This window comes from Motilimonas eburnea (assembly GCF_021295345.1).
GTDB classification, from domain to species: Bacteria; Pseudomonadota; Gammaproteobacteria; order Enterobacterales; family CBDFNC01; genus Motilimonas; species Motilimonas eburnea.
Genome location: NZ_JAIMJB010000018.1, coordinates 82,377 through 103,986 on the forward strand (window position 1 = coordinate 82,377; position 21,610 = coordinate 103,986).

The 21,610-nt window shown below is 47.1% G+C and carries 17 protein-coding genes; 3 read left to right on the forward strand and 14 right to left on the reverse strand.

The window, feature by feature from the left end; translation table 11 throughout:
- The first annotated feature begins 33 nt into the window (after positions 1-33).
- Positions 34-636: an HAD family hydrolase gene (locus K6Y21_RS16540; protein WP_233073000.1), complete on the forward strand. Its 603-nt coding sequence runs from the start codon at positions 34-36 to the stop codon at positions 634-636.
- 88 nt (positions 637-724) lie between these two features.
- Here the strand turns inward: K6Y21_RS16540 and K6Y21_RS16545 are convergent, their stop codons facing one another.
- Positions 725-2,347 (reverse strand): (2,3-dihydroxybenzoyl)adenylate synthase, encoded by a 1,623-nt coding sequence (locus K6Y21_RS16545; RefSeq protein WP_349629506.1) that lies wholly within the window; start codon positions 2,345-2,347, stop codon positions 725-727.
- A gap of 9 nt (positions 2,348-2,356) precedes the next feature.
- Positions 2,357-3,538, reverse strand: a complete 1,182-nt coding sequence (locus tag K6Y21_RS16550) for an isochorismate synthase (protein ID WP_233073001.1) — start codon at positions 3,536-3,538, stop codon at positions 2,357-2,359.
- A 264-nt stretch (positions 3,539-3,802) separates the two neighbouring features.
- Here K6Y21_RS16550 and K6Y21_RS16555 point away from each other — a divergent pair, with 264 nt between their 5' ends.
- Together K6Y21_RS16555 and K6Y21_RS16560 are read left to right on the forward strand one after the other, a co-directional pair.
- A complete protein-coding gene (locus K6Y21_RS16555) occupies positions 3,803-4,588 on the forward strand; it encodes a 2,3-dihydro-2,3-dihydroxybenzoate dehydrogenase (protein ID WP_233073002.1) in 786 nt (261 codons plus the stop codon).
- A 334-nt stretch (positions 4,589-4,922) separates the two neighbouring features.
- Positions 4,923-9,461, forward strand: a complete 4,539-nt coding sequence (locus tag K6Y21_RS16560) for an amino acid adenylation domain-containing protein (protein ID WP_233073003.1) — start codon at positions 4,923-4,925, stop codon at positions 9,459-9,461.
- 115 nt (positions 9,462-9,576) lie between these two features.
- Here K6Y21_RS16560 and K6Y21_RS16565 read toward each other — a convergent pair whose 3' ends face one another.
- From K6Y21_RS16565 to K6Y21_RS16620, 12 genes are all read right to left on the reverse strand, one after another.
- Positions 9,577-11,652 (reverse strand): SEL1-like repeat protein, encoded by a 2,076-nt coding sequence (locus tag K6Y21_RS16565; RefSeq protein WP_233073004.1) that lies wholly within the window; start codon positions 11,650-11,652, stop codon positions 9,577-9,579.
- 400 nt (positions 11,653-12,052) lie between these two features.
- A complete protein-coding gene (locus K6Y21_RS16570; protein WP_233073005.1) occupies positions 12,053-12,553 on the reverse strand; it encodes a hypothetical protein in 501 nt (166 codons plus the stop codon).
- Positions 12,554-12,677: 124 nt separating this feature from the next.
- Positions 12,678-13,247 carry a hypothetical protein gene (locus K6Y21_RS16575; protein ID WP_233073006.1) on the reverse strand — a complete coding sequence of 190 codons (570 nt, stop codon included), beginning with the start codon at positions 13,245-13,247 and terminating at the stop codon, positions 12,678-12,680.
- Positions 13,248-13,434: 187 nt separating this feature from the next.
- On the reverse strand, positions 13,435-15,357 hold the full coding sequence (locus K6Y21_RS16580) for a TonB-dependent receptor domain-containing protein (protein WP_233073007.1): 1,923 nt from the start codon (positions 15,355-15,357) through the stop codon (positions 13,435-13,437).
- A 101-nt stretch (positions 15,358-15,458) separates the two neighbouring features.
- Positions 15,459-16,163 carry a winged helix-turn-helix transcriptional regulator gene (locus tag K6Y21_RS21420; protein ID WP_233073008.1) on the reverse strand — a complete coding sequence of 235 codons (705 nt, stop codon included), beginning with the start codon at positions 16,161-16,163 and terminating at the stop codon, positions 15,459-15,461.
- A 138-nt stretch (positions 16,164-16,301) separates the two neighbouring features.
- Positions 16,302-16,712 carry a hypothetical protein gene (locus tag K6Y21_RS16590; protein WP_233073009.1) on the reverse strand — a complete coding sequence of 137 codons (411 nt, stop codon included), beginning with the start codon at positions 16,710-16,712 and terminating at the stop codon, positions 16,302-16,304.
- A 186-nt stretch (positions 16,713-16,898) separates the two neighbouring features.
- Positions 16,899-18,362: a DUF5666 domain-containing protein gene (locus K6Y21_RS16595; RefSeq protein ID WP_233073010.1), complete on the reverse strand. Its 1,464-nt coding sequence runs from the start codon at positions 18,360-18,362 to the stop codon at positions 16,899-16,901.
- Complete coding sequence (locus tag K6Y21_RS16600; protein ID WP_233073011.1) at positions 18,349-19,173, reverse strand: DUF6502 family protein; 825 nt, start codon at positions 19,171-19,173, stop codon at positions 18,349-18,351. The genes K6Y21_RS16595 and K6Y21_RS16600 overlap by 14 nt, the downstream gene beginning before the upstream one ends.
- Positions 19,174-19,337: 164 nt before the next feature.
- Positions 19,338-19,766, reverse strand: a complete 429-nt coding sequence (locus K6Y21_RS16605; protein WP_233073012.1) for a hypothetical protein — start codon at positions 19,764-19,766, stop codon at positions 19,338-19,340.
- 189 nt (positions 19,767-19,955) lie between these two features.
- Positions 19,956-20,315 (reverse strand): hypothetical protein, encoded by a 360-nt coding sequence (locus K6Y21_RS16610; protein ID WP_233073013.1) that lies wholly within the window; start codon positions 20,313-20,315, stop codon positions 19,956-19,958.
- An 89-nt stretch (positions 20,316-20,404) separates the two neighbouring features.
- Complete coding sequence (locus K6Y21_RS16615) at positions 20,405-20,983, reverse strand: hypothetical protein (RefSeq protein WP_233073014.1); 579 nt, start codon at positions 20,981-20,983, stop codon at positions 20,405-20,407.
- A gap of 80 nt (positions 20,984-21,063) precedes the next feature.
- Positions 21,064-21,453 carry a hypothetical protein gene (locus K6Y21_RS16620; RefSeq protein WP_233073015.1) on the reverse strand — a complete coding sequence of 130 codons (390 nt, stop codon included), beginning with the start codon at positions 21,451-21,453 and terminating at the stop codon, positions 21,064-21,066.
- Between the last annotated feature and the right edge of the window lie 157 nt (positions 21,454-21,610).

Genomic DNA, 21,610 nt, shown 5'->3' on the forward strand with positions numbered 1-21,610 from the left:
CAGAACTGCGGTTTGTCATTAGGGAGGCGAACGTTGAATATTGCACTGTTTGATTTCGATGGAACGATCACGAATGCAGATATGTACACCAAGTTTCTGCACTTATCTGGAACAAAGCGAAGGGCACTACTGGGAAAAATAGTGCTGCTACCCTTTTTTATCCTTTATAAACTGGGTGTTATACCGGCCCCTAGAATGAGAACCATTGCTAGCTTTGTGGCCTTCTTTGGCCGGAATGTTGATGAGATCGTAGCTGCTGGGGAGAAATATGCTGAGGATATTGTGCCGAAATACCTTAGAGAAGTGGCTATAAAAAAGCTGAATTGGCATAAAAAGAATGGCGATCAAATTGTTATCGTGTCTGCATCACTCGATGTGTATTTAAAACCTTGGTGTACTAAAAATGGGTTTTCCCTCGTTTGTAGTGAGCTTGAAGTTGACCGTGGTCGGTTTTCTGGACGTTATGTCAATGGTGACTGCAGTTGTGAAAATAAGCCGAAATTGATCCATTCTAAGTTTGAACTAGAGCAGTACGAAAAAATCTATGCCTACGGTGATACAAAAGAAGATTTAGCCATGTTGAGTATGGCAGATGAAGCCTACTTTAACTGGCGGCACTACACTGCCGACGAATAGCTCTTGTAGCAAAGCGGCAGTTAAACCCTTATCCATGATTAAGGGATTAACTGCGTTCCTCACAGATATTGCATACCGCAAGGCGGGCTCAAAGCTGTGCATACTCCTCTCTCAGCAGCTTCTTATTTATCTTTCCGACCGAGGTTTTTGGTAGGGCGTCGACAAACTTGATTAGATCTGGGATTTTGTAATCGGCAAGGCCGCTATCACGCAGGAAGTATTTGAGTTTTATCGGGTTAACTTCAGCGCCTGCGAGTTTGACTATTACCGCGCAGCTGCGTTCGCCTAGGTAGCTATCTGGGATTGCGATTAATGCCGCGTCATGGACGCCTTCATGGCGTAGCAGTTGGTTTTCGACTTCTTCTGCCGCTATCTTTTCGCCGCCGCGGTTGATCTGATCTTTATCTCGTCCCGTGACGATAATATTGCCGTCTGTGGTGAGTTTGACGATATCACCGGTGCGATAAAAGCCTTGTTGATCAAACGCGCGCTGATTGTGCTCGGGGGCTTGGAAATAGCCGCGGATGGTGTAGGGGCCTTGGGTCAGCAAAAAGCCTTCTTCACCCTCCGCCACTGGGTGTCCGTCCTCATCGACTACCTTGACTTGGTCGTGAGTTGAAATCGGCCTGCCTTGGGTGGCAATGATAACCTCGATGGGATCATCCAGTCGGGTGTAGTTAACTAGCCCTTCAGCCATGCCAAACACTTGTTGTAGCTGGCAGCCCAGCTTAGTTGGCAGGGCTTTCGCGGCCGTTTCACTGAGTTTTGCCCCGCCAACTTGAAGCAAGGTTAGGCTACTAAGATCATGCTGGGTTGAAGGCGCGTGTTCCATCCAGAGTAATGCCAAGGGGGGCACTAGGCCAGAGACGGTGACTTGATGGGCTTCAATCAGCTTGAACGCGGATTTTGGCGTGGGATCTTGGGTCAGTACCACAGTACCGCCAGCAAAGAACACGCCTAACGCGCCCGGTGAGCTTAACGGAAAGTTATGGGCCGCTGGCAAGGCGCACAGATAGCATGTGTGTTGGTTAAACTCGCAGATCTCATTGCTGCCAATTACGCTGTAGGCATAGTCGTTATGGGTGCGGGGGATCAGCTTAGGAGTGCCCGTGGTGCCGCCCGATAATTGAAAAAACGCCAACTCAGCTGCGGTTGCGGTTTGCTGTGTGTCGGGCTGTTGGTAGAGATCGGCGAGGGCGGTGAATCGTGCGTCTTGCAGATGCTCGCGCGCGCAGCGCACCACTAGGTGCTGCAGCGTGTTGGTTTGCGCCAGCACTTGTTTGGCTAAGGCTTGATAGTCAAAGCCCGATTGCTCGCCATCAATTATGTAGGCTTTTGCCTTGGCGTGTTGGCAAAAATAAGCAATGTCAGACAAGCGATGGGCGGGCAAGGCGAGCACGGGGCGAATGCCTTTTTGCAGCAGCGCAAAGTAGCAAAAATAGAACTCGGCCACATTGGTCATTTGTAGCACCACGTTGTCGCCCTTGGTGAGCCCCAAGGAGACAAAACCCGCCGCCAGTTGCGATATGCGCTCAGCCATTTGTTGATAGCTAAATTGGCGCTCACCACAAATAATGGCGGTGGCGCTGTCAAACTGGCTAACCGCTTGTTGTAAATGATCAAACAGGGTTTGGTCTTGCCAATATCCTAGGCTGCGATATTGTTCGGCCAGCGCGGCTGGCCATGGGGTAAAATCAGAATTACTTGCCACCAGTGCCACCTAAGCCGTTAGCAAATCTTGTAGTTGGATGCCAGCGGCGGTCAGTATGGTATTCATTTTAGCACCGGTTTCATCCAATTCGCTTTGAGGGTGAGATTCATTGACTATGCCAGCACCGGCGAACACCTTCATTTGGCGTTTTTGGACCTCGGCGCAGCGGATCGTCACCACCCATTCACCATTACCTCTTGAATCACACCAGCCCACCATGCCGGTAAAGTAGCCGCGATCAAATAGCTCTAGCTTGCTGATGGCGTCGTAGGCTTTCTCTCTTGGGTAACCACAAACGGCTGGGGTGGGGTGTAACTCGGCGGCGACCTTTAACACATTGGTTGCCGGGTCATTCACTTGTCCTTCCAGTACGGTCGAAAGGTGCAGCATGGTTTTGGTTTCGATCACCGAAGGCACCATAGGCGTGTATAGGTTGTGACAGTATTTGCTCATCACGCGCTCGACTTCTTCCACTACTAAGCCGTGTTCATACAGATCTTTGTTGGTGTTGAGTAGTGAGTTGATCGAGTCGCTATTTTGTTCGTCAGACTCGGAGCGAGGGCGCGAGCCGGCCAAGGGATTTGAAATGAGATGGCTGCCTTTTTTGGCTACCAATAGCTCAGGACTCGCCCCCATTAGTTTGTGCTCTGCACCGATACTTGCAGCAAAGGTATAGCCCTTTGCATTGATGGATAATAGGTTGCGTAATAGGGCTGGCTGTTGGATATCTGTGTCGGTAGCAACCTCGACAGCGCGAGACAGCACCACCTTAGAAAGCTCCTTGCTGGCAAACATGTCCAGCAGGTTTGATACCCCTTGCTTATAGTGATTGCCGTTGGGCGAAGAAACTATGCGCGCTTGGGCCGTTGCAAGCGAATTGGGCCGCAGGGCGCGGGTGCTACTGGAAACAAACAGCTGCTCGGGAATAATAAACTTGGTCGGGTTTTTTTCGTTAAATGGCACCATGCCAAACAGAACCGGATTATCAGATTCGGATTTTTTCGCGGCTTGTAACATTGCGTTGGCTTTATCGGCTAATGCTGAAAACGCGATGGGCTGGTGGATTTCATCTAGTACACCCTTGCCCAGCATGGTGTTGTTAGGAGAAGCGAAAAAAAACGGAGAAGACACGAGCTCGTTGTCTAACAGTTCACTTTCCATCTTTGAATAACCTATCACTTCACGTTTCATAACAGATCCCTCTTGATATATAGATGGTGATGACGATGCACCTAGGTCTGCGATGACCCAAATCGGCTTTGGTTGTGCATTTTTTCATCGGCTTGCTTATTTTGGGCTGTAAGATTACATTTATCGACAATTAAATGCTAATGATAATAATTGTTATTAAGCATTAATTTTTTAATTGGTGCCTTGTTATCGGTTGCTGTTAGGCGTTTAAAACATGCGAATCAAGGCTTTTATTTATTATATTTCATATGGTTATATTTTTTCATGGATGGATTTTTAACTGGGCAGCATGTTTTGCTGACAGGGGCTGCCAAGGGGATAGGGTTGAGTACTTTGGCACATTTACTCGACGCTGGCGCTAAGGTGCTGGCAACGGATATTGATGATCGATTGTTAGCGAGCCAATCCCGTGCGCTGGCCAGCCGTTATTCAGGCCAGTTACGCGTAGCCAAGCTGGATCTGTCCCAACCCGATCAAGTGATATTAAGTATTCAACGCTGGGCAGCTGAGTATGGCGAGTTTGATCATCTGGTGAGCTGTGCTGGCATTCTGCATTTAGGTGCGCTTTGCGATATGCCTCATCAGCAAATAGAGCAAACCTTTATGGTGAATTCATTTGGCGTACTGGCTGCAATGCAAGGAGTGGCCAAGGGCATGAAGCAGCGGGGCAAGGGCAGCATGGTCATAGTAGGCTCAAATGCCGCCAATACCCCCAGAGCCAATATGGGGGCTTATGCAGCATCGAAAGCGGCGCTGCACATGTTGGTGAAATCCATTGGCATTGAACTCGCGCCATTGGGGATCCGTTGTAATATTGTTAGCCCTGGCTCAACTCGAACCGAAATGCAGTTGCAGCTTTGGCATGAAAACTACGGTGAAGCTCAGGTGATCGCCGGTGATGCCAAACAGTTTCGTTTGGGTATTCCCTTGAATAAGATCGCCGAGCCCAAGGACATCGCCCAAACCATCTTGTTCCTCATGTCCGATGCTGCTAACCACATTACCATGCACGACCTTCGTGTGGATGGCGGCGCAACCCTTGATCATTAGCAGCAGTTTGGTAGGAGCTGCAGTTTTGTGGGAGCTGTAGTTTGTAGGGGCTGCAGTTTTGTGGGAGCTGCAGTAATGCAGCGATTAATTGAAAGACCAAATCGCCCAATGACTGGGGCTCCCACAAGATAGAAAGACCAAATCGCCCCATGACCGGGGCTCCTACTGGATTTTTCCTCCACAAAATTGCCTCCCAAATCCCCCCTGATGGTAAATACAACATGAAAATGATAATGGTTATTGTTAATATTCATTGCAATTGATAACCGAGTATTGGCTGTGCCCAATTTAGCCTTGTGGCGCATTTAATGGATTAAAGAGTGTGGAAAGAAAGATGAGAGAGTTGACGACTGTACAAGCTGCTTACCTAGTTGGCAGACAATCAGGTCAATCCATGGGTGGGGTAGCGGCCCATATTTATGCCGAGTTTGACGGTGAGCATCTAGATCAAGCTAGGTTGGCACAGGCCGTTACTAAGCTGTTTACCCAGCATCCTATGTTGCGTATGCAGATAACGCCAGAAGGTCAGCAAACCATCGCGCCTTTGTCCTCTATTCATCAACTCACGGTCGATGATATTGAGCATCTCTCGCCAGAAGACACGCGTGCTTTTTTGAACAATAAGCGCGTAGCCATGACCGATCAGCAATTGGATTTGAGCCAAGGACAAGGGGCGCAAATCAGCCTGACGCGCCATGCCAATGGCCAATGTCGCTTGCATATCGATGTGGATATGATGGCCGTTGATGCGCAGAGCTTTCGCATCTTAGTCGCCGATTTGGCGCGTTTCTATCATGAGCCTGCGACAAACTGTGAAGCACCACAAGGGGTTTCCTTTTTTGACTATTTAGACCAGCAGGCAGCAGACAGCTACCTGATTGCGAAAAGGAAAGCGGATAAAGCTTGGTGGCAAGGGCAATTAGCTAAGGTGGCCGATGCCCCTAGCTTGCCTTATGTGAGTGAGAGCATAGACCGCCAGCATGGCCATAGTCAGCGCTTTACTCATTTATTTACATCGACAGAAAGAGCCGCCATTGAAGGGCTAGCCAAGCAGCATCACCTTACCTTAACCCAGTTATTTTTGGCCTTGTTTTCCCAAGCCGTAGGCAGTGCGTGTGATAAGCCCAGCTTTCGTTTGAATGTGCCGACCTTTCATCGCGGCTTTTATACCCAAGATGTGGATTCGACCATAGGCGATTTTTCCAATTTGTTGATTTACAGTGCCAGTTTACGCGCCCAGGAATCGACCTTACAGCTGTGTCGACGCACCGCTAATCAATTAAATCAATTGCTTAATCACGAAAGTTATTCTGGCGTATCGGTGATGCGCGATCTATCGCGGTTGCACGGCACGGTGCAGGCATCGCCCATCGTCTTTACTTCGGGCATGGACATAGCTGGCGATAACTTGTTTGCTGATGAGGTGACGCAGGCATTTGGCAAGATGAACTGGGTGATTTCGCAAAGTGCGCAGGTCACCTTAGATGCGCAGATTGCCCCGGCTTATGACGGTATTTTCGTTAACTGGGATGTCCGTATGGATGTGTTTCCAGACGGCTTTGTCGATACCTTGTTCAACAAGTTTATCGCCATGGTGCAAGCCTTGGCTGGCGATCCGCAAAGCATACATCACACCTTAGAGCACACCTTGGCTCAGCTTGGCTTTGCGTGTCCTGCTTTGCCATTACCGAGTTCGGAGCCTAAGCCACTCACCGAGCTGCAAAAATCATATTTACTGGGTCGCTCGACCCATATCCCGATGGGCGGCTGTGCGATGCATGAATTTAGAGAATATCGCGGCCAAATCGACCCTGTTGTGGTGGAAACGCGACTGCGACATTTGGTGGCCAAATACCCCGCCCTGCGCACCCATATCGATGACGTTAGATTAGTGCAATATGTATCGGCAGAGCCTGTGCTGAATTATCAGTGCCATGACCTACAGCACTTAGCGATTGACGCCGCGTTGCAACAGGTGGACGCGATCCGCCAAGCCAGTAACCATGCTAAACATGAGCTGTCTAAATCGCCTTGGTCGGTGACGGTGATCCAACTGCCCGCATCGGATTTAGCTTATCAAACCTTAGTATTTACCAGCTTTGATGCGTTGATTGTTGATGGCCGCACTCATTCGCTGATCTTATCCGAGCTACTGCAAAAGGAAGCTAATCAAGGCCATGGATTAACAACAGGCTTTGCCAATGGTCAAACTCATCCTCCCGCGACAACACCTGATAGTGCCAAACGCCAAGCTGATGAAGCCTATTGGCTCGATAAGCTGAACCCAGAGTGCGCGCCGCCAGCGCTGCCGTGGAAGCAGCGCCTTGATCAGATCACAGGGTCGCGCTATCAGCGTGAAAGTATCGTGATTGATAAGTCGCGATTAACCCAACTGACCATGGTGGGGGCTACCCATAGCTTGTTTTTAAACTCGACGCTATCGGCGTTGATCCTTGAAGGCATGTCTTATTGGACCTCAGAACAAGAGATGCGAGTTGGCTTTCCCGTTGCCATTCCACAAAGTGATCGCCCGTTAGGTAACGATTCGACCTTTGTGATGTTGGAATACCGCAAGAATGAAGGTAGTTTATTAGAGCGCGCGCAAGGCATGCAAAATGACATGTTAGAAGCGCTAGAACACCTTGATTTTTCTGGCATAGATATCAACCGCCAGCTGATTAATTCGCGCTCAAGCGCACTGGCGTTACCCGTTGTGCTGACCAATGGCCTAGCTTGGCATACCTTATCGGCCCAAGACGACTTAGTCTTCTTTGATGGCATCACCCAAACTCCTCAGGTTGCCTTAGATATCCGGCTCAATTTCGATGAGCACAAGAACCTAGTATTAAGCTTTGACTACGCCGTTGAGGCGTTAGAGCAGAAGGTGGTGGTGGCGATCCTTGGTGCCATTGAACGCCATATCCAAGCCTTATGTGACACCCAAAGTTTTGCGATCGCTTCCCATCAGGTGCTGAACCTTGATCACTATAAGCTAAACCGTGATAGCAACGAATTTGCATGCTCGCAGTTTTTAGCCAAGATAGCGGATAACCTAGGCGCAAATGCCAGCGCTGACATCGCGATAATTTGTGGCGAGCGCCAGATCAGCTATCAAGACTTTGGCGCCGATGTGCATAAAGTGATGCAACACTTGGCCCATTTAGGCTTAGGGCAAGGCGATGTGCTGGCGATTTGCTTACCAAAAAGCCCAGAGCATTTGGTGATGGCCCTAGCGTGTTCCCTGTCTGGCATTATCTGGGTACCGATTGATGCGTCGTCACCCGAAGGACGTTTGGATTACTTACTCAGTAATTGTAATGCCAACTTAGTGGTGACCTTAGCGCCGTCCACGCGGGCCAACGCCGTCACTTATGATTCGCTGCTGCAAAGCGTTACATCAACTTATGAACCGCTTTCGCAGCAAGCCTTGATTGAACTAAGCCAAAGTGAGCAGGGCGCTTATTACCTTTATACCTCGGGCACCACGGGCAAGCCTAAATGCGTAGTGGTCAACAGTCGCGCCACTTCGAATGTGATTGGCGAAACCTGCAAGGCGTGGCAGATAACGTCTGACGACGTGTTGATGTGCGTTACGCCATTTCATCACGACCTTTCGGTGTTCGACATTTTTGCTGCATTTTCCTCGGGGGCAACCTTGGTCTTACCGGCCGCGGGCGAAGAAAAAGATGCGATCCGATGGAATCAGTTGGTGGAGCAGCACGGCATCACCATTTGGCAATCGGTGCCGGCCTTAATGGAAATGCTACTGGCCTGTATGCAAGGGGAAAAGCTGAAATCCCTGCGATTGGTGTGTCAGGGCGGCGATTATGTTAAGCCTAAAACCATCGACGAGCTTAGAGCGTTGCCGCAAGACATCACGCTGGTCTCCATTGGTGGCCCAACGGAAACCACGATTTGGAGTATTTGGCACTTTATCACCGACCAAGACAAAACCGTGATCCCTTACGGCAAGCCATTTCCCGCCAATCAATATTACATTATGGACGGCCTAGGTAAGCATGTGCCGCAAGGCGTGGTCGGTCGGATCATGACGGCTGGGGTGAACTTGGCATCGGGTTATTTGGCCGATGGCGAGCTTACCCAAACGGATTTTGTCACCATAATGGATGACCAAGGCAATCCGGTCAGAGTCTTTAGAACTGGGGATTTGGGCTACTACCGTGAAGATGGCAACATCATTTTTGCTGGTCGGGTAAACGGTTATGTCAAGGTCAGGGGCGTGCGCGTGTCGCTGCCGGATGTGGAAAAAGAACTCAACCTGTGTCCTTTGATAGAGCAAGTCTTGATCGTGGACTATACCGAGCGCAATGGCGATATCGCCCTTGGGGCCATTTACACCTTGGCCGAGGGCCAATCCGCCAGTGCCGCCGAGATACGTGAGTTTGCTCAGCAATGCCTACCCAACTCGCATGTACCGTCACAGCTGCTTGAGCTTGAACAGCTTCCCTTATCAAGAAACGGTAAGTTTGATCGCATTCAAGCCCGAGAGCTATTGGTCAGCGCCATGGGGCAACCCAAACCCGCGCAGCTTAAGGTAGCGAATTTGACTAAGCAGAATGTGGTTAAGCCAACTGTCGCCCAGCCAAGTGTGGCCCAACCAAGTGTGGTCCAACCCAAAGCCATTAACACAACCTCGGAGCTAGCGACCATCATAGCCGCTTACGAGCAGGTAACCGGGCAGCAGTTGGCTAGCTTTAATGAAGAAAGCGCCTTGCTCTTACTCGGACTAAAACCTTCTCATTTAAAAGAGATAGCCGCAGCCCTTAGCCAAGCTTTTTCGCGTAAAGTGCTAGCGCGTAAGCTCATACAATGTCGCACCGCAAAAGAAGTGGCGGCTGTGGTGATGAGTTGATGTGATTTTTCATGATTGGCACTGCTTTTTAATTAAAGCAGTGCCCTAATTAGGCTTGCCAGCTTTGGTGGCATTTTAAGAAGCGTAAGTACAGGATGTTGCTGGCGAACTCTCATCACTGGGCGTTTAAAGCTTTTATCGCTTTGGCTGCGCGGCTGTCTCCTTGTTCTGCGGCTTTTTGGTACCACTGCAGAGCGAGCTGCTCATCGCGCTTAACACCTAGTCCATTGTGATAAAGATAACCAATATTGGTCTGTGCTGTGGCATGCCCTTGCTTGGCAGCTTTTAAATACCATTCACGTGCTAGCTGGTAATCCTGCTGAACTCCCAGTCCCTTATCATAAAGGTAACCAATGTTGTTTTGGGCTCTGGCATATCCTTGCTTGGCGGCTTTTAAATACCATTCAAGTGCGAGTTGATAGTCGCGCTTTACTCCTGTTCCAACTTCATAGAGGTAACCAATATTGGTTTGAGCTCTGGCATAACCTTGTTCTGCGGCTTTTAAGTACCATTCAAGCGCGAGCTGATAGTCGCGTTTAACCCCTAATCCTTCTTCATAGAGGTAACCAATATTGGTCTGTGCTGCGGCATGTCCTTGTTCTGCTGCTTTTAAATACCATTCAAGCGCGAGCAGATAGTCGCTTTTAACTCCTAATCCTTCTTCATGGAGGTAACCAATATTGGTTTGGGCAATCGTATCCCCTTGTTTAGCAGCTTTTAAATACCATTTACGTGCTAGTTGGTAATCCTGCTGAACTCCCAGTCCCTTATCATAAAGGTAACCAATGTTGTTTTGGGCTCTGACATATCCTTGTTCTGCGGCTTTTAAGTACCATTCAAGCGCGAGCTGATAGTCGCGTTTAACTCCTAATCCTTCTTTATAGAGGTAACCAATATTAGTCTGTGCTCTGGCGTGTCCTTGCTTGGCGGCTTTTAAAAACCATTCATGTGCTAGTTGGTAATCCTGCTGAACTCCCAGTCCATTATAAAAAAGGTAACCAATATTGGTCTGTGCTTTGGCATGCCCTTGCTTGGCGGCTTTTAAAAACCAATGAAAGGCTTGCTGATTATCTTGCTGGACAAAGGTTCCTTCTCTGAAATATAAACCGAGCTGATACTGCGCCTCAAAGTTGCCTGATTCTGCTTCTTGTTCTAAGTAATCGAATGTTGACTTAGATGGATCACTTGTCTCAAGAGCCATACTTTTTAAAATGACTTTAGCAGGTACATAACCCTGTTTCGCGGCCATTTCCAAGTAGTGGATAGCTTTGTTTGGATTTGTTGGGACCCCCCAACCATGTAAGTAGGCCATTCCAAGGTGGGCGTACCCTGCCAAAGACTCTTGTGCAATGGCTTTTTTGATCCAAGTCAGCCCTGATTTGTGATCTTTCTCGGTACCTATTGCATTTTGATACATGTAGCCGACCATGGCTTGTGCATCAGGTAAACCTTGTGTTGCTGCCAGCAAAGTCCAGTGGAACGCTTTAACATCATCTTGCTTCGTATAAGCGTTACTCCGATACAGCCTTGCTAGCGCATATTGAGCTTCGGGATTATCGTTCTCGGCAGATCGATGATAGTGTTCAAAAGCTTTCTCTAGATTGCGCTCGGTATATAAGCCTGCTTCATAGAACATACCGATAATATAGTTAGCATCAACTTCCCCTGCGCTACCTAATTCTTCTACTGTTTGGAAAACCTTTTCTTTGTTGTTGCCGCCATTCGTTATGTAAGATTTAAGCCACATACGCTTGCCCAAGATGTTACCTTGTGACGCTGCGCGCTCAAACCATACAGTGGCATCTTCGTTACGGATATCTAGATCATTTTCGATAACGACTCCCATCAACACCTGTGCCAGTGGGTCACCGAGATGAGCTGGTTTCTCGCACGCTTTATAAGCTTTATTCAGGTTAACCTGAATGCCATCAGCTTCATTTCCCCAAATGTAATCTATGCAGGTATGTAGGGCGTCAATATGCTCAGGGTCCATGTAGAATTTGATTTGTTCGGGTGTTAAATTGTTGAAAAATAGAGCTTCTTCTCTTTGGGATGTGGTGTTGACAGGTTCACTTTTGTAAACCAATGGGGTCGCTGGAGGGGTATTAGCGCATCCCCAAACCAAGCTAGTAACTAACCCCAGGGTGGTTAAACGAAATGTTCTTAGTGATAACAGGGTAGAGATGCGCATTATAGATACCAACTTACTGATTTAATTGCGGGTATATCATAACCACCGCTTTGAACAACGGCTAGAGAAAATTTTGAGAAGGCTCAAATAGGATTTAATACACAAAGATTACCCGTATGTAGTGAGATAAAACGGTAATGAAATTGGCGGCCGTGGTGTTAAGTGAATATTGAACCACTTACGGAAGCGCTAGGGTGTGGTTTCCTGTCGCTTTACGTTTGATATTGTTGGTTTCAAGTGGAAGTGAAAATCATTTTTTGGATTAGTGAATTGAGAGCAGATCGATTCGCGATTAAAAAATCGTTCCTACCCAAGCCAAAAGTATTGGTAGTCGCTCTCAACCCTGTGGGAGCGGAATTTATTCCGCGATTAACAATGGGTGCCTAGCGTATCTTATTGTTTATGACTGGGGCTTTTTGTCATCGATTTTAAGAATTTGATGAACGCCTTCACTCTTCCTCTTCTCTGCTAACTTATGCTCAATGAACACCAAAATATCTTCGATTGACTCAAGGTCCAATACTTCTCGATCATGCCACCGAACGAGTGGCAACTTGTATTCACTTAGTACATAGTTCATCACGTCTTCTACATCATCATCGTAACCCCAAACAGAAAAACGGTTGTCATTTAATTTTGGAGCTTCAGGCTCTTGCTGGAATATTGAGGTATTGTAGATGGCAATAACGAAACACATAGCAAGATCTGTTGAGATAGCGACTTGCTCACACTCTTTTATAAAATCAGCTAAATCGGCTCGAGAAAAATCCGGGTAGATAGTCCCGTTATCCTTATATCCACCCTTATCAAGCTCCATTTCCATCGATACATCAGAGTAAAGCATGTAGATAAGGTAGCTGACAGCTATCACGAGTAAAACTACCGAGATATATAAGTTCATAATTGAAAGCTAACTGATTTTATTATGGGCATCTTAGTGAAAGCGTGCATTTCATATCTTATTGTTTATAAACAGGATTTTTACCTATTTGGATATCGGTGGGGCTCACTCTTCCTCTTCAATACTAATCCGGTTTCGTATAGGCTTGCCGCTTACGCTTAATACTCTCCAAAACAGAGGGGTGCCTTTTTATTAGGGTGCTGCATTTTTGCTCTACATCCTGACGGTACTTTTTCTGCTCGTGCCATTCTAAATCTTCTGGCGGCGGCCCGGCTAGTTTTACGCATTCGGCATCTACCGACATGTTGTAAATTGAAACGTACTCTAGGTTCTGCGGGGTTCGGCACACGCCCAGACAGATGCCTTTATCATCGTATTCCGAGCATTCCCAGACATAATCAGGCAGGTTAAGAGCATTGCCATAAAAGGTTCTACCTTTATCAAAAATGCCAGGGAACGGCACCATAATATGCTGGTCGCTTTGCGGTCGGGGCTCATTGTTTTCATTCATGGTCGCAAGGCCGCTGCCAAAGGGATCAGAGAAGGTATCCACTAAACGTGAATGTTTCCCTTTATGGTAGCTAATTTTGGTCTGACAGGTCTCAGAATAGTACGTTGTGTTGGCAAATACTGAAACGCTGGCGAGTCCCGCTAGGCATATCGTTAACCAATGTACTGGATTAACCTTCAGCATCGGTCGCCCTCCCTTGCTTAAGCTGTGACAAATAAGATCAAAATTTAATCTATTCGTGACCTTATGACATGATGCTGGATCAAGATAAAGGGATTTATCAAGGTTGTGGCTGTGGGACTGCAGTCAATACCTAACCTAGGTTAGGTATTGATGAGTCATTCAGCGCTATGTTCGCTTTAGTGAGTGATTAAAATTGATAGCCCAGTTTAAAGCGAATATCACGGCCGGTGTCTAGGGTTCCTGTAGCCACTTCGTTGGTTTCGCCGTAGCTGGCATGGTCTCGGTAGGCTTTATCAAATAGGTTTTTGACCGTTAGAGTTAAGGTGAGTGGCTGATGGGAAAATGGCGTCCACTGGGCATAAATATCATGCAGGGCGTAGCCCGGTTTCTCATCATACCCTTCGGCGACATGGGTCAATCGTTCGACATAACGGCCATCGTAGCCGAGTTGCAGTTGTTGCGTGACTTGATAGTCGAGGGTGAACACCCAAGTATCGCCAATGGCGGTGCCTATGCCCTTGGTGTCGTCGTTCAGGGGTTGGCCATTGAGCTCTGGTCTGGCGTGGCTATAGCTGAGTCCTGCGATTAAATCTTGCCAGTTATAGGCCAAGGTTGCGCTGCCGCCTTGGTTTTTTAGGGTGCCGACATTGGTTAATTGACGAGGGCGGGTGTGGGTTTCTGCAACCACATCCTTTATTTTTAGGTCAAACAACTTGGCGGTGAAGGCCCAGTTGTCGTACTGCCAATTCAGCCCTGCTTCTTGAGTAATAGCGGTTTCTTCTTTGCGCTCGGGATGGCTGGTTGCACCATCCAATTTGAAAATCTCACGTACGGTGGCGCCACGGATCACCTGACCAGCACCGGCATAAATGCTTAAATTTGGCAGGGGTTGAAATGTTAAGGTGGCATTGGGGCTCACGCCTGAGTGGTTAAACTGGCTGCCTTTTGATTCTTTAAGCTTGTATTTATCGTAGCGAGCGCCGGCGGTTAAGCGCCATTGTGATGCGATCTCCCAATCTGCCTGCGCGTAAACACCTTGCACGCGTCCTTTGTCTTTATCGGCGCCGTAGGTTGGGCTGGTTAGATGCCCTTCATCTTCGCGATAATCAGCGCCATAAGTGAGGGTTAACACGTCAAAGGCGGAGGTGTTGCGCACATCGATGCCCAAACTTTCACCCTCACCTAAATAGTCGCCCCAAGGCCCTTGAATGTGCTCAAGGGATGTTTCGGTGAGATACGCATTCACTTGCAGATCAAGCCAAGCGCTGCCTGCAGGCGCAAAATGATATTTGCCGGTGAGGGTATCGCGCTGCATTTCTTGATTGATGGCGATATTTTTCTTGCTGGGTTGCCATTGTGGGCGATGGTAGCGATACGCTTCGTCGCGGCGGGCATCGTAGCTTAATACCAACTGTTGATCTGGGGTGAATTCGGCAACGGCTTTAAACAAGCCGGCTTGGTTTTTTGAGCCGGTATGGGGTTGCGAGTTGCCTTCACCATCCACAAAGTCGTCCAAATCACTCAGGGTCACACTGGCAAGTACGCTGACCTTGTCGGTGGCTCGAGCAAAGCCTGTGGCACTGCCTTTATAGCCTTCCGTGTTGCTGTAATAGCCCGCATTAAGTTGTGCGCCCGCCCGCTCATCTGCGGCAAGTAAATCTTGTGGATTTTTTGTTTCAAAGGCAATGGCGCCACCCAATGCGCCGGCACCATCGGTCGCGCGCACCACCCCGGCTTGCACCTTCACTGATTTGATCAGATCGGGCTCGATAGATAAGCGCCCTTGATGATGGTAAAGGTTGGCGGCTTGCACGGCGCCGTCTATGGTGACGTTGAGCATATTGTCTTCAATGCCACGTAAGTATATTTTTTGTGATACGGCTGAGCCGCCGCCCACTTGCACTTCTGGGGTAGTGCGAAACACATCCGACAGCTCGTTGGCTTGCCGTTGTTCTAATGTGGCTGAATCTATGGTTTGCTCAGCTTGATTGTTAGGCTTAGCAACAATGACGATGGTGTCTTGTTGTTCGGCGTGTGCCGTATTGACCAGCCACTGGCTCGCAATCAAGGTAGCTAAAGCAGATAGTTTAAAATGAGTATGGTGTATCATAATGGCCCTGTAGTAATGATATTTATTATCATTTGAGGCAGCAATACTCGCCATCTCGGGGCTGCTGGTAAAGCACTTTTACAACTGTTACATTCATTTTGTTAATCGCCGAGGCAATAGCCGATACCATGCACAGTGGCGATCCTTTCTTCATTAAATCCTACACCGGTGAGTTTTTTTCTGACTCGGCTTAGGTGCATGTCTAAACTGCGATCATGTACGGTCCAAGGCTTTTTCAATACGGTTTTATACAAGAAACGCTTATCGACCACCTGTTTGTAATGGGTTGCCAAGGCCCAAAGCAGCTTGAACTGAATAGGGGTTAAGGCAACGAGGCGCTCTGCCACTCTTACCTTACCTAGCCCCCGATTGAGATACAGATCGCCTAGGAGCATTTCAGTGCGAGATAGGGCAACGGAAAGCCGTTGGCAGCGGCGCATTGCGGCGATGATCCGTGATGGTAGCTCCATTAAGTGTTTGGGCCCGGCAACGTAATCGTCTCCACCCAATGAAAAGCAGAGCTCACATTGATGCAGGGAATATTCATAGACCAGCACTAAGGTGGGCGTGGTGGTGTAACTGCGAATGGCACTGAGCTTATCTTGTTGGGCCGATAAAAACTCGTGGTTCGCTATTAAGATCACGTCGTATTGTTTTTCGTTAAGGATGGCTAGCTCGAAGGCATGTTCAGCAAACACATCCAACTCAATATGTGGCAGGCTTAAGATCTCAACAATATTGCCGGCAGGGTAATCTCGCGCATGGAGTAATAAGACATTTATTCGTTCCTGTACCGCTTCATTCACAGGTGTTTCTCCTTAAACTTATTGATAATTATTATCAACAAATAACCTGTGATGTCTAGGCTCTTATTATGTTTGGGAGGGCGTAGGGTTAACAAAGGTGATCTGGCGAGGGCAGCCTTCCCTTGCCAAGTTAACGGCTTATTGACGGATATTAATATCCTTGGTGAGCGCCTGAACTTGCTTTTGCTCGCTTTCTGTCAACTTGCCGTACCACCTTGGATAGGGCCAGCCGTAACCCCAGCGAAACGTAGTGGGCAGAAAGGGAGTGCCACCAACGCGCACGCCTGCCTGCATCAGTAAAGCGATTTCTTGTTCGCCCAGTGCCGCGACACATTCTTTTAATGCCATGTCTGCTGCTTCGCGTTCGCTGTAGCTGCCGCCTTGCCAATAAGCAAAGTCATGTTGGGTACAACATGCCAGCCACAACTCATTGTGCTCTAAGGTGCCATCGGGAAAGGCACTGCAACCATCGCTGGTAAAAGGCTTTAATACATCGGCCATAGCGCCATTGGATATCAATAATGCCAATACCAGCAATATCTGCTTCATCGTTTAAAATCGCCTTTTATACAATAGGTTATATAGTGGATTACTGCTTAAGATTATTCCTTTTTCTGGGCGTGATGCAATGAGAATTCCAGATTATGAGAGGGCGGTGTGACCCCATTTCAAAACAAAAAAGGCGAGCCTAAGCTCGCCAAACAACACTGATAGACAGTGATCAAGGCTACGGAATTAGTCGTCCAATAAAATTTTGTCTATTTTTTGGTCGCCATCTTCATCAAGGAACACAACTTCATCAAAGGTTGCGGCTTGGTCAAAAAACTCACTGACCGCCAGTTCGCCTTCAATTTCAATACTTTCATCTAGGGTTAAGGTTAACCCGGCAATCTTAACCTGCTGATTATCAAGATCCAGATTTGACGCTAATAATTCAGCTTCCAACGTGCTGCCGTCTTCATTGTCTTCACGCTCTATCTCTTGGGCAACTAATCCAGCAGCGGTTTCTACTAGTTCTACCTCAAGGTAATCACCCACTGCCACATCACTGAGATTAAAGCGGCGCACATCATCACGCTCATCATCCCATTCGGTTCGGTTGTTAACCGCGAGTGTTAGGGGTTGACCAAAAGCGGATAAGGTTAAGGTTTGCGCTTCCAAATCAACGCTTTCGACCTGTGCTGCTAGGTCGATTTCTTGTTCATCACCGGCGCGTAATATGTCAATCGACTCCGCTACCAGCACACCTTGTTTCATCACGCCTTCAACTTCTACTAACATATCTGTCGTGAGTGGCTCTTGTAATGTAACTTGGCTGGCGTCAATGGTGACCCCGTTTAAGGTAAAGCTTTGTTGGTTTTCTAAGGCAGTAATCAAGCCTTGTAGTTCAACTTCTTGCGCTTCTTGCGCGTCAAGTGATTCAATTTCAAGCGCTTGAATCGTTTGGCTATCCAACGCGGCTAGGGTGCCTTCCACTTTTACCAGTTGACCTTCGACTAACGCGTCAGCGCTGGCATTGATCATCTCGACGGTCAGAGGGGTTACCCCTTCGCTGAGTGTAAGGGCAAATTGACTATCGGATAATTGAGTCACCGTACCTATCACCTGCACTTCAGATGCGTTGGCCGCAAACGGCTTATCGTCTAGTTCAAAATAACTGGCTTCAAATTGCCCTTGAGCATTATAAAAGCCACTGAGCTCAACCATCTTGCCGGCGGCTAACAAGGTTGTATCTTGGCTGAGTTGCTCAAAGGTGACCTGATCAAATTGGGTTTTGCTGCCATGCAGTACAACCTCAACCCCCATTACGGGTAACACGATTTGTTCGCGGCCTAATGCCATGATGTCACCGCTAATTGGCCCTTCAATGCCCGCATCAAAGTACACCTTATTAGCAACACCTTGATCATTTTGTGCTTCACCTTCAACTCGCACCACCATGCCCACAGATAATGCGGATTCATCTGTGGCTTTACCATTAACAAAAAACTGGCTGTTATCGGTGTTAAAGCGCACCCCATTAACAAAAATGCTGCCAAAGCCACTGATTTCACCCGAGAACTGGTTACTGAGTGTGATGCCTGTGCCGCCGATACCCCCACCGCGATTAGCGGTAGAGTCGCTGCCGCCACATGCAAATAACGTTGACGCGATCAACGCGACGCCGACGCTAAGCGCACATTTATTAAACTTCATCATTCTGATTTCCTTGTTTATTCTGGTAATAGTAAATGCCGAGGCTGACATAGCAGCAATCCGATTCGTCTTCTCCTTCAGGCACCTCTTTTTCACCCAGCCACTGGTTGAAATCTTCCAATAGGGCTTGCGAGTGTTGAGCGGCGTAAGCATGGAATAATTTAAGATCTTGCTGACGAATAAGAGAGTTGGACACCTTTCGTTGGAACCAGAGCTGATCAGCATCACAAACCAAGTTGTGATTTAAGGTGCTGATCAGCTCAGCGGTATCCACGCCAAGAATCGACAACTTAGCTATTTCATCTGCTCGCGGGACAAAAGCGTGTTGCACCAACATCACACCGCGTTCAGAAATAACCACGTTGCCTGCCGCGCTAAGCACATCCAACATAGCCTTGGTGGGGATATCACCGCTATATCGCTTAACGAGGGCTGCAAATGAACCTTTTTCACCTTCGATTGAAAGGAGAGAGGGATGCAAAGGCGCATCTGAAAACTCAGCGTCATTCAACCAACCACTGATAACTCGGGAGGCCCGATTATATTTATTCCCGGAGGTATTACTCTGTGGCTGCTTGAGCTCATGTAGACGTTTGGTTTCTTTACGGGTTAGGCCAGTGAGAGCGGCGACACGAGAGACGGTTTGTTTTTTACCGCTTTCACCATGCTCAGCAAACGCAACGTCGACATAAACTTTTTTTACTAATTCACTGAATTCACTGAACACAACACCATTGCGTAGCAAAATGCGCACCAGTGGCTTCAAGATCATTAGCAGCGCTTTTCTTAGCGCAATTTCTCTTATTTCATTCATGTTTGGGATTATATTCCCAAAATTTATCAGGTCAAGGGTTGGGAATGGTTAATTTTATTTAGCTGATGAATTTAATACTTAGGTATGAATAGAAAAATACAATAGAAGTGTGGGGGACGAAGGGGGCTGGCCCTGCAACCCCTAAGCTTATGGGTGACGATGTGCTACTGACTTGATTGTGCTTCTACATACCAAGTGCCATGGCAAGGGGCATTGGTTACTTTCCACTCACCCTCAATACGGCCATGGTTAGCCGATCCTGTAAAGCGATAACCCCACCTTTGACTATCGGCATACAGCACCAGCTCGCCACTGTCGGCGATCCAACCCTTCAGCAGGGTATTGTTATACTTTAACCGCAATGAAACGATGCCGTCTTTAATCGTCCCAATGATGCTTGTTGGCGAACAGATGCTGTCACCACTCACATCAACGCGTTTTCCCTGCCAATTGCCGTCAAAATGATTCGAAACAATGAAAGGCGGGCTATCAGGTAAGGCTTCGTTGATAGGTGTCCGTTCTGGCTTTGTTGAATTGCTCACAATGAATGCAAATACAGCCAAAGCGATAGCCGCAGCCAACCATTTCTTCATTTCGGATGATTCCTTTATGTGTTTGATATATATAATATAGTGCCGTAATCTTTGGCAAAAAGCTGAGAGGATAGTCAAACTAGTGGGGTTTGATTGGCTTGCTCACATTCCGCCCCGCGGCATAACACAAAGGTAATGCTGGCCGGGTTTGACTGAAACTGAGGGAAGTATGCCTGCGCTAAAGCATGATTAATCTAGCCAGTCGACGGTTTTTACAAACCAAGTTGTTGGTATAAATCTGAGTCTAAACTTCTTGCGAACTAGCTTTTCCGACAGCTTGTATACCACTACATAGTGATTCTTATGTACTTCAACGTTCGCGAATTCAAAGCCTTGATCTTGACACCAATCGATGCCCACTTGCTTCACCGCTCGATAAGTGAGCCTTGATTCGATCCGTGAGTATATATAAAGCGGCAGGAGCAGCGCACCAATGCCACCAACCACATTAAGTAGCAACCTGACTTCATTGCTCATTTCAAGAGGAGCGATCAGTTTAATGAGTAGAAACATTAGGCCATATAAGGCCGCAATGATTAACGGTGCCACTTGTACTCCTCTGTGCAACAGCGCGTTTGGAAACAGGGACTGGCTATAATTTCATGGAATTGATGGGAGTCCTCAATTTTCTCCTTGTTTTAAGTTGCATTTGGTACGCTTTTTATTAGTAACTCTATAACTTGCATATCCAGAAATAATACTCCTATACAAGATATGAAATAAATAAATTTATTCCCGTTAATCAGGCCTACAGCTAAGCGAGCCAAGAAAAGCGAGTAAATAAAGAATACTAGGCAATAAAGTATAGCTAGCCCAAAACCAGATAAAAATCCGATCACTTCAGGTATATAAGGCTTAGAGATATATATAATAGACATCAGTAGTAAACCAACGGTAGCAACGTTGGTGTAATGAGAAAGAATGCAATCTAATGCCTTTTTATTTGAGTTTTTATATTCGAAAATATCAAAAAATGAGCCTATAAAGCCCACAACGTCTAGATTCGACTTTTCTATTAAGTAGTTCAAGATAAAGCAAGTCGGAAACGTAAAAAATAAAGACCAAAATATGAAAGAGTCTGTAAACGTCCATTTTAGAGGGTTAAATGAATCATAAGCCAAGCCGTAAATAAAAAATAAGCTTAAGCTAAAAATACATGAAAAAATCAATAGTCCATATGAAACTAGCCAATTACTTTCATTATTAGAGTTTACCACAACATTTCCTTGAAGATGAACGCCCGCATTTTCGGTTGGTCTGGATCTCAGCGGAAAACCAGTCCGTCAAAATGTGTATGCTATATTTTTTCTCCATCATAGGCTCCTAATATCATATCAGTCATGTTTTTTGATTTAAGGGCTTGTTTATCTTCTACATTGGAGCCCGATTTATCAATAACATTGATTGCCTTTAGAAAGATATTCGGATATACACTTTCATCATTTAGCTTATCAATGATCGGAGCACAAAAACGCTCACATTTTTTCTGACTATTTAATGGTGGGAAGTCTTTCGTACTAGCGATCATAGGTACGAGCATTAAAATATAGAAGCGAACTTTCTTGTACTTCTTGTCAATAGTGCCATTTAGAAATAGCGAATCGAGCCTATAGAATGCAAGCCCGGCCATGTAGTATGGTGAAAACTGATGATCTTCTTCGAATAACTTTGACCCTGGGTTACCCATAGTTTTTACCAAAGTACCTAAGTATGTGGTCAGGGCGGGATTCCACTTTGTTCAACTTTTAACCAAATATAATCTTTGAACGATATTCGCCGGACCAACCTGACTTTCTACGCTTGGCTGCTAAGCTATCTTTTTCGCTAATATCCTGCTTTATCGC

What these genes read in the sequence shown, in the direction of transcription:
- K6Y21_RS16550 (WP_233073001.1), bottom strand. Translation starts at nt 3,538, where the DNA reads ATGAAACGTGAAGTGATAGGTTATTCAAAGATGGAAAGTGAACTGTTA.
- K6Y21_RS16555 (WP_233073002.1), top strand. Translation starts at nt 3,803, where the DNA reads ATGGATGGATTTTTAACTGGGCAGCATGTTTTGCTGACAGGGGCTGCC.
- K6Y21_RS16560 (WP_233073003.1), top strand. Translation starts at nt 4,923, where the DNA reads ATGAGAGAGTTGACGACTGTACAAGCTGCTTACCTAGTTGGCAGACAA.
- K6Y21_RS16565 (WP_233073004.1), bottom strand. Translation starts at nt 11,652, where the DNA reads ATGCGCATCTCTACCCTGTTATCACTAAGAACATTTCGTTTAACCACC.
- K6Y21_RS16570 (WP_233073005.1), bottom strand. Translation starts at nt 12,553, where the DNA reads ATGAACTTATATATCTCGGTAGTTTTACTCGTGATAGCTGTCAGCTAC.
- K6Y21_RS16575 (WP_233073006.1), bottom strand. Translation starts at nt 13,247, where the DNA reads ATGCTGAAGGTTAATCCAGTACATTGGTTAACGATATGCCTAGCGGGA.
- K6Y21_RS16580 (WP_233073007.1), bottom strand. Translation starts at nt 15,357, where the DNA reads ATGATACACCATACTCATTTTAAACTATCTGCTTTAGCTACCTTGATT.
- K6Y21_RS16590 (WP_233073009.1), bottom strand. Translation starts at nt 16,712, where the DNA reads ATGAAGCAGATATTGCTGGTATTGGCATTATTGATATCCAATGGCGCT.
- K6Y21_RS16595 (WP_233073010.1), bottom strand. Translation starts at nt 18,362, where the DNA reads ATGATGAAGTTTAATAAATGTGCGCTTAGCGTCGGCGTCGCGTTGATC.
- K6Y21_RS16600 (WP_233073011.1), bottom strand. Translation starts at nt 19,173, where the DNA reads ATGAATGAAATAAGAGAAATTGCGCTAAGAAAAGCGCTGCTAATGATC.
- K6Y21_RS16605 (WP_233073012.1), bottom strand. Translation starts at nt 19,766, where the DNA reads ATGAAGAAATGGTTGGCTGCGGCTATCGCTTTGGCTGTATTTGCATTC.
- K6Y21_RS16620 (WP_233073015.1), bottom strand. Translation starts at nt 21,453, where the DNA reads ATGGGTAACCCAGGGTCAAAGTTATTCGAAGAAGATCATCAGTTTTCA.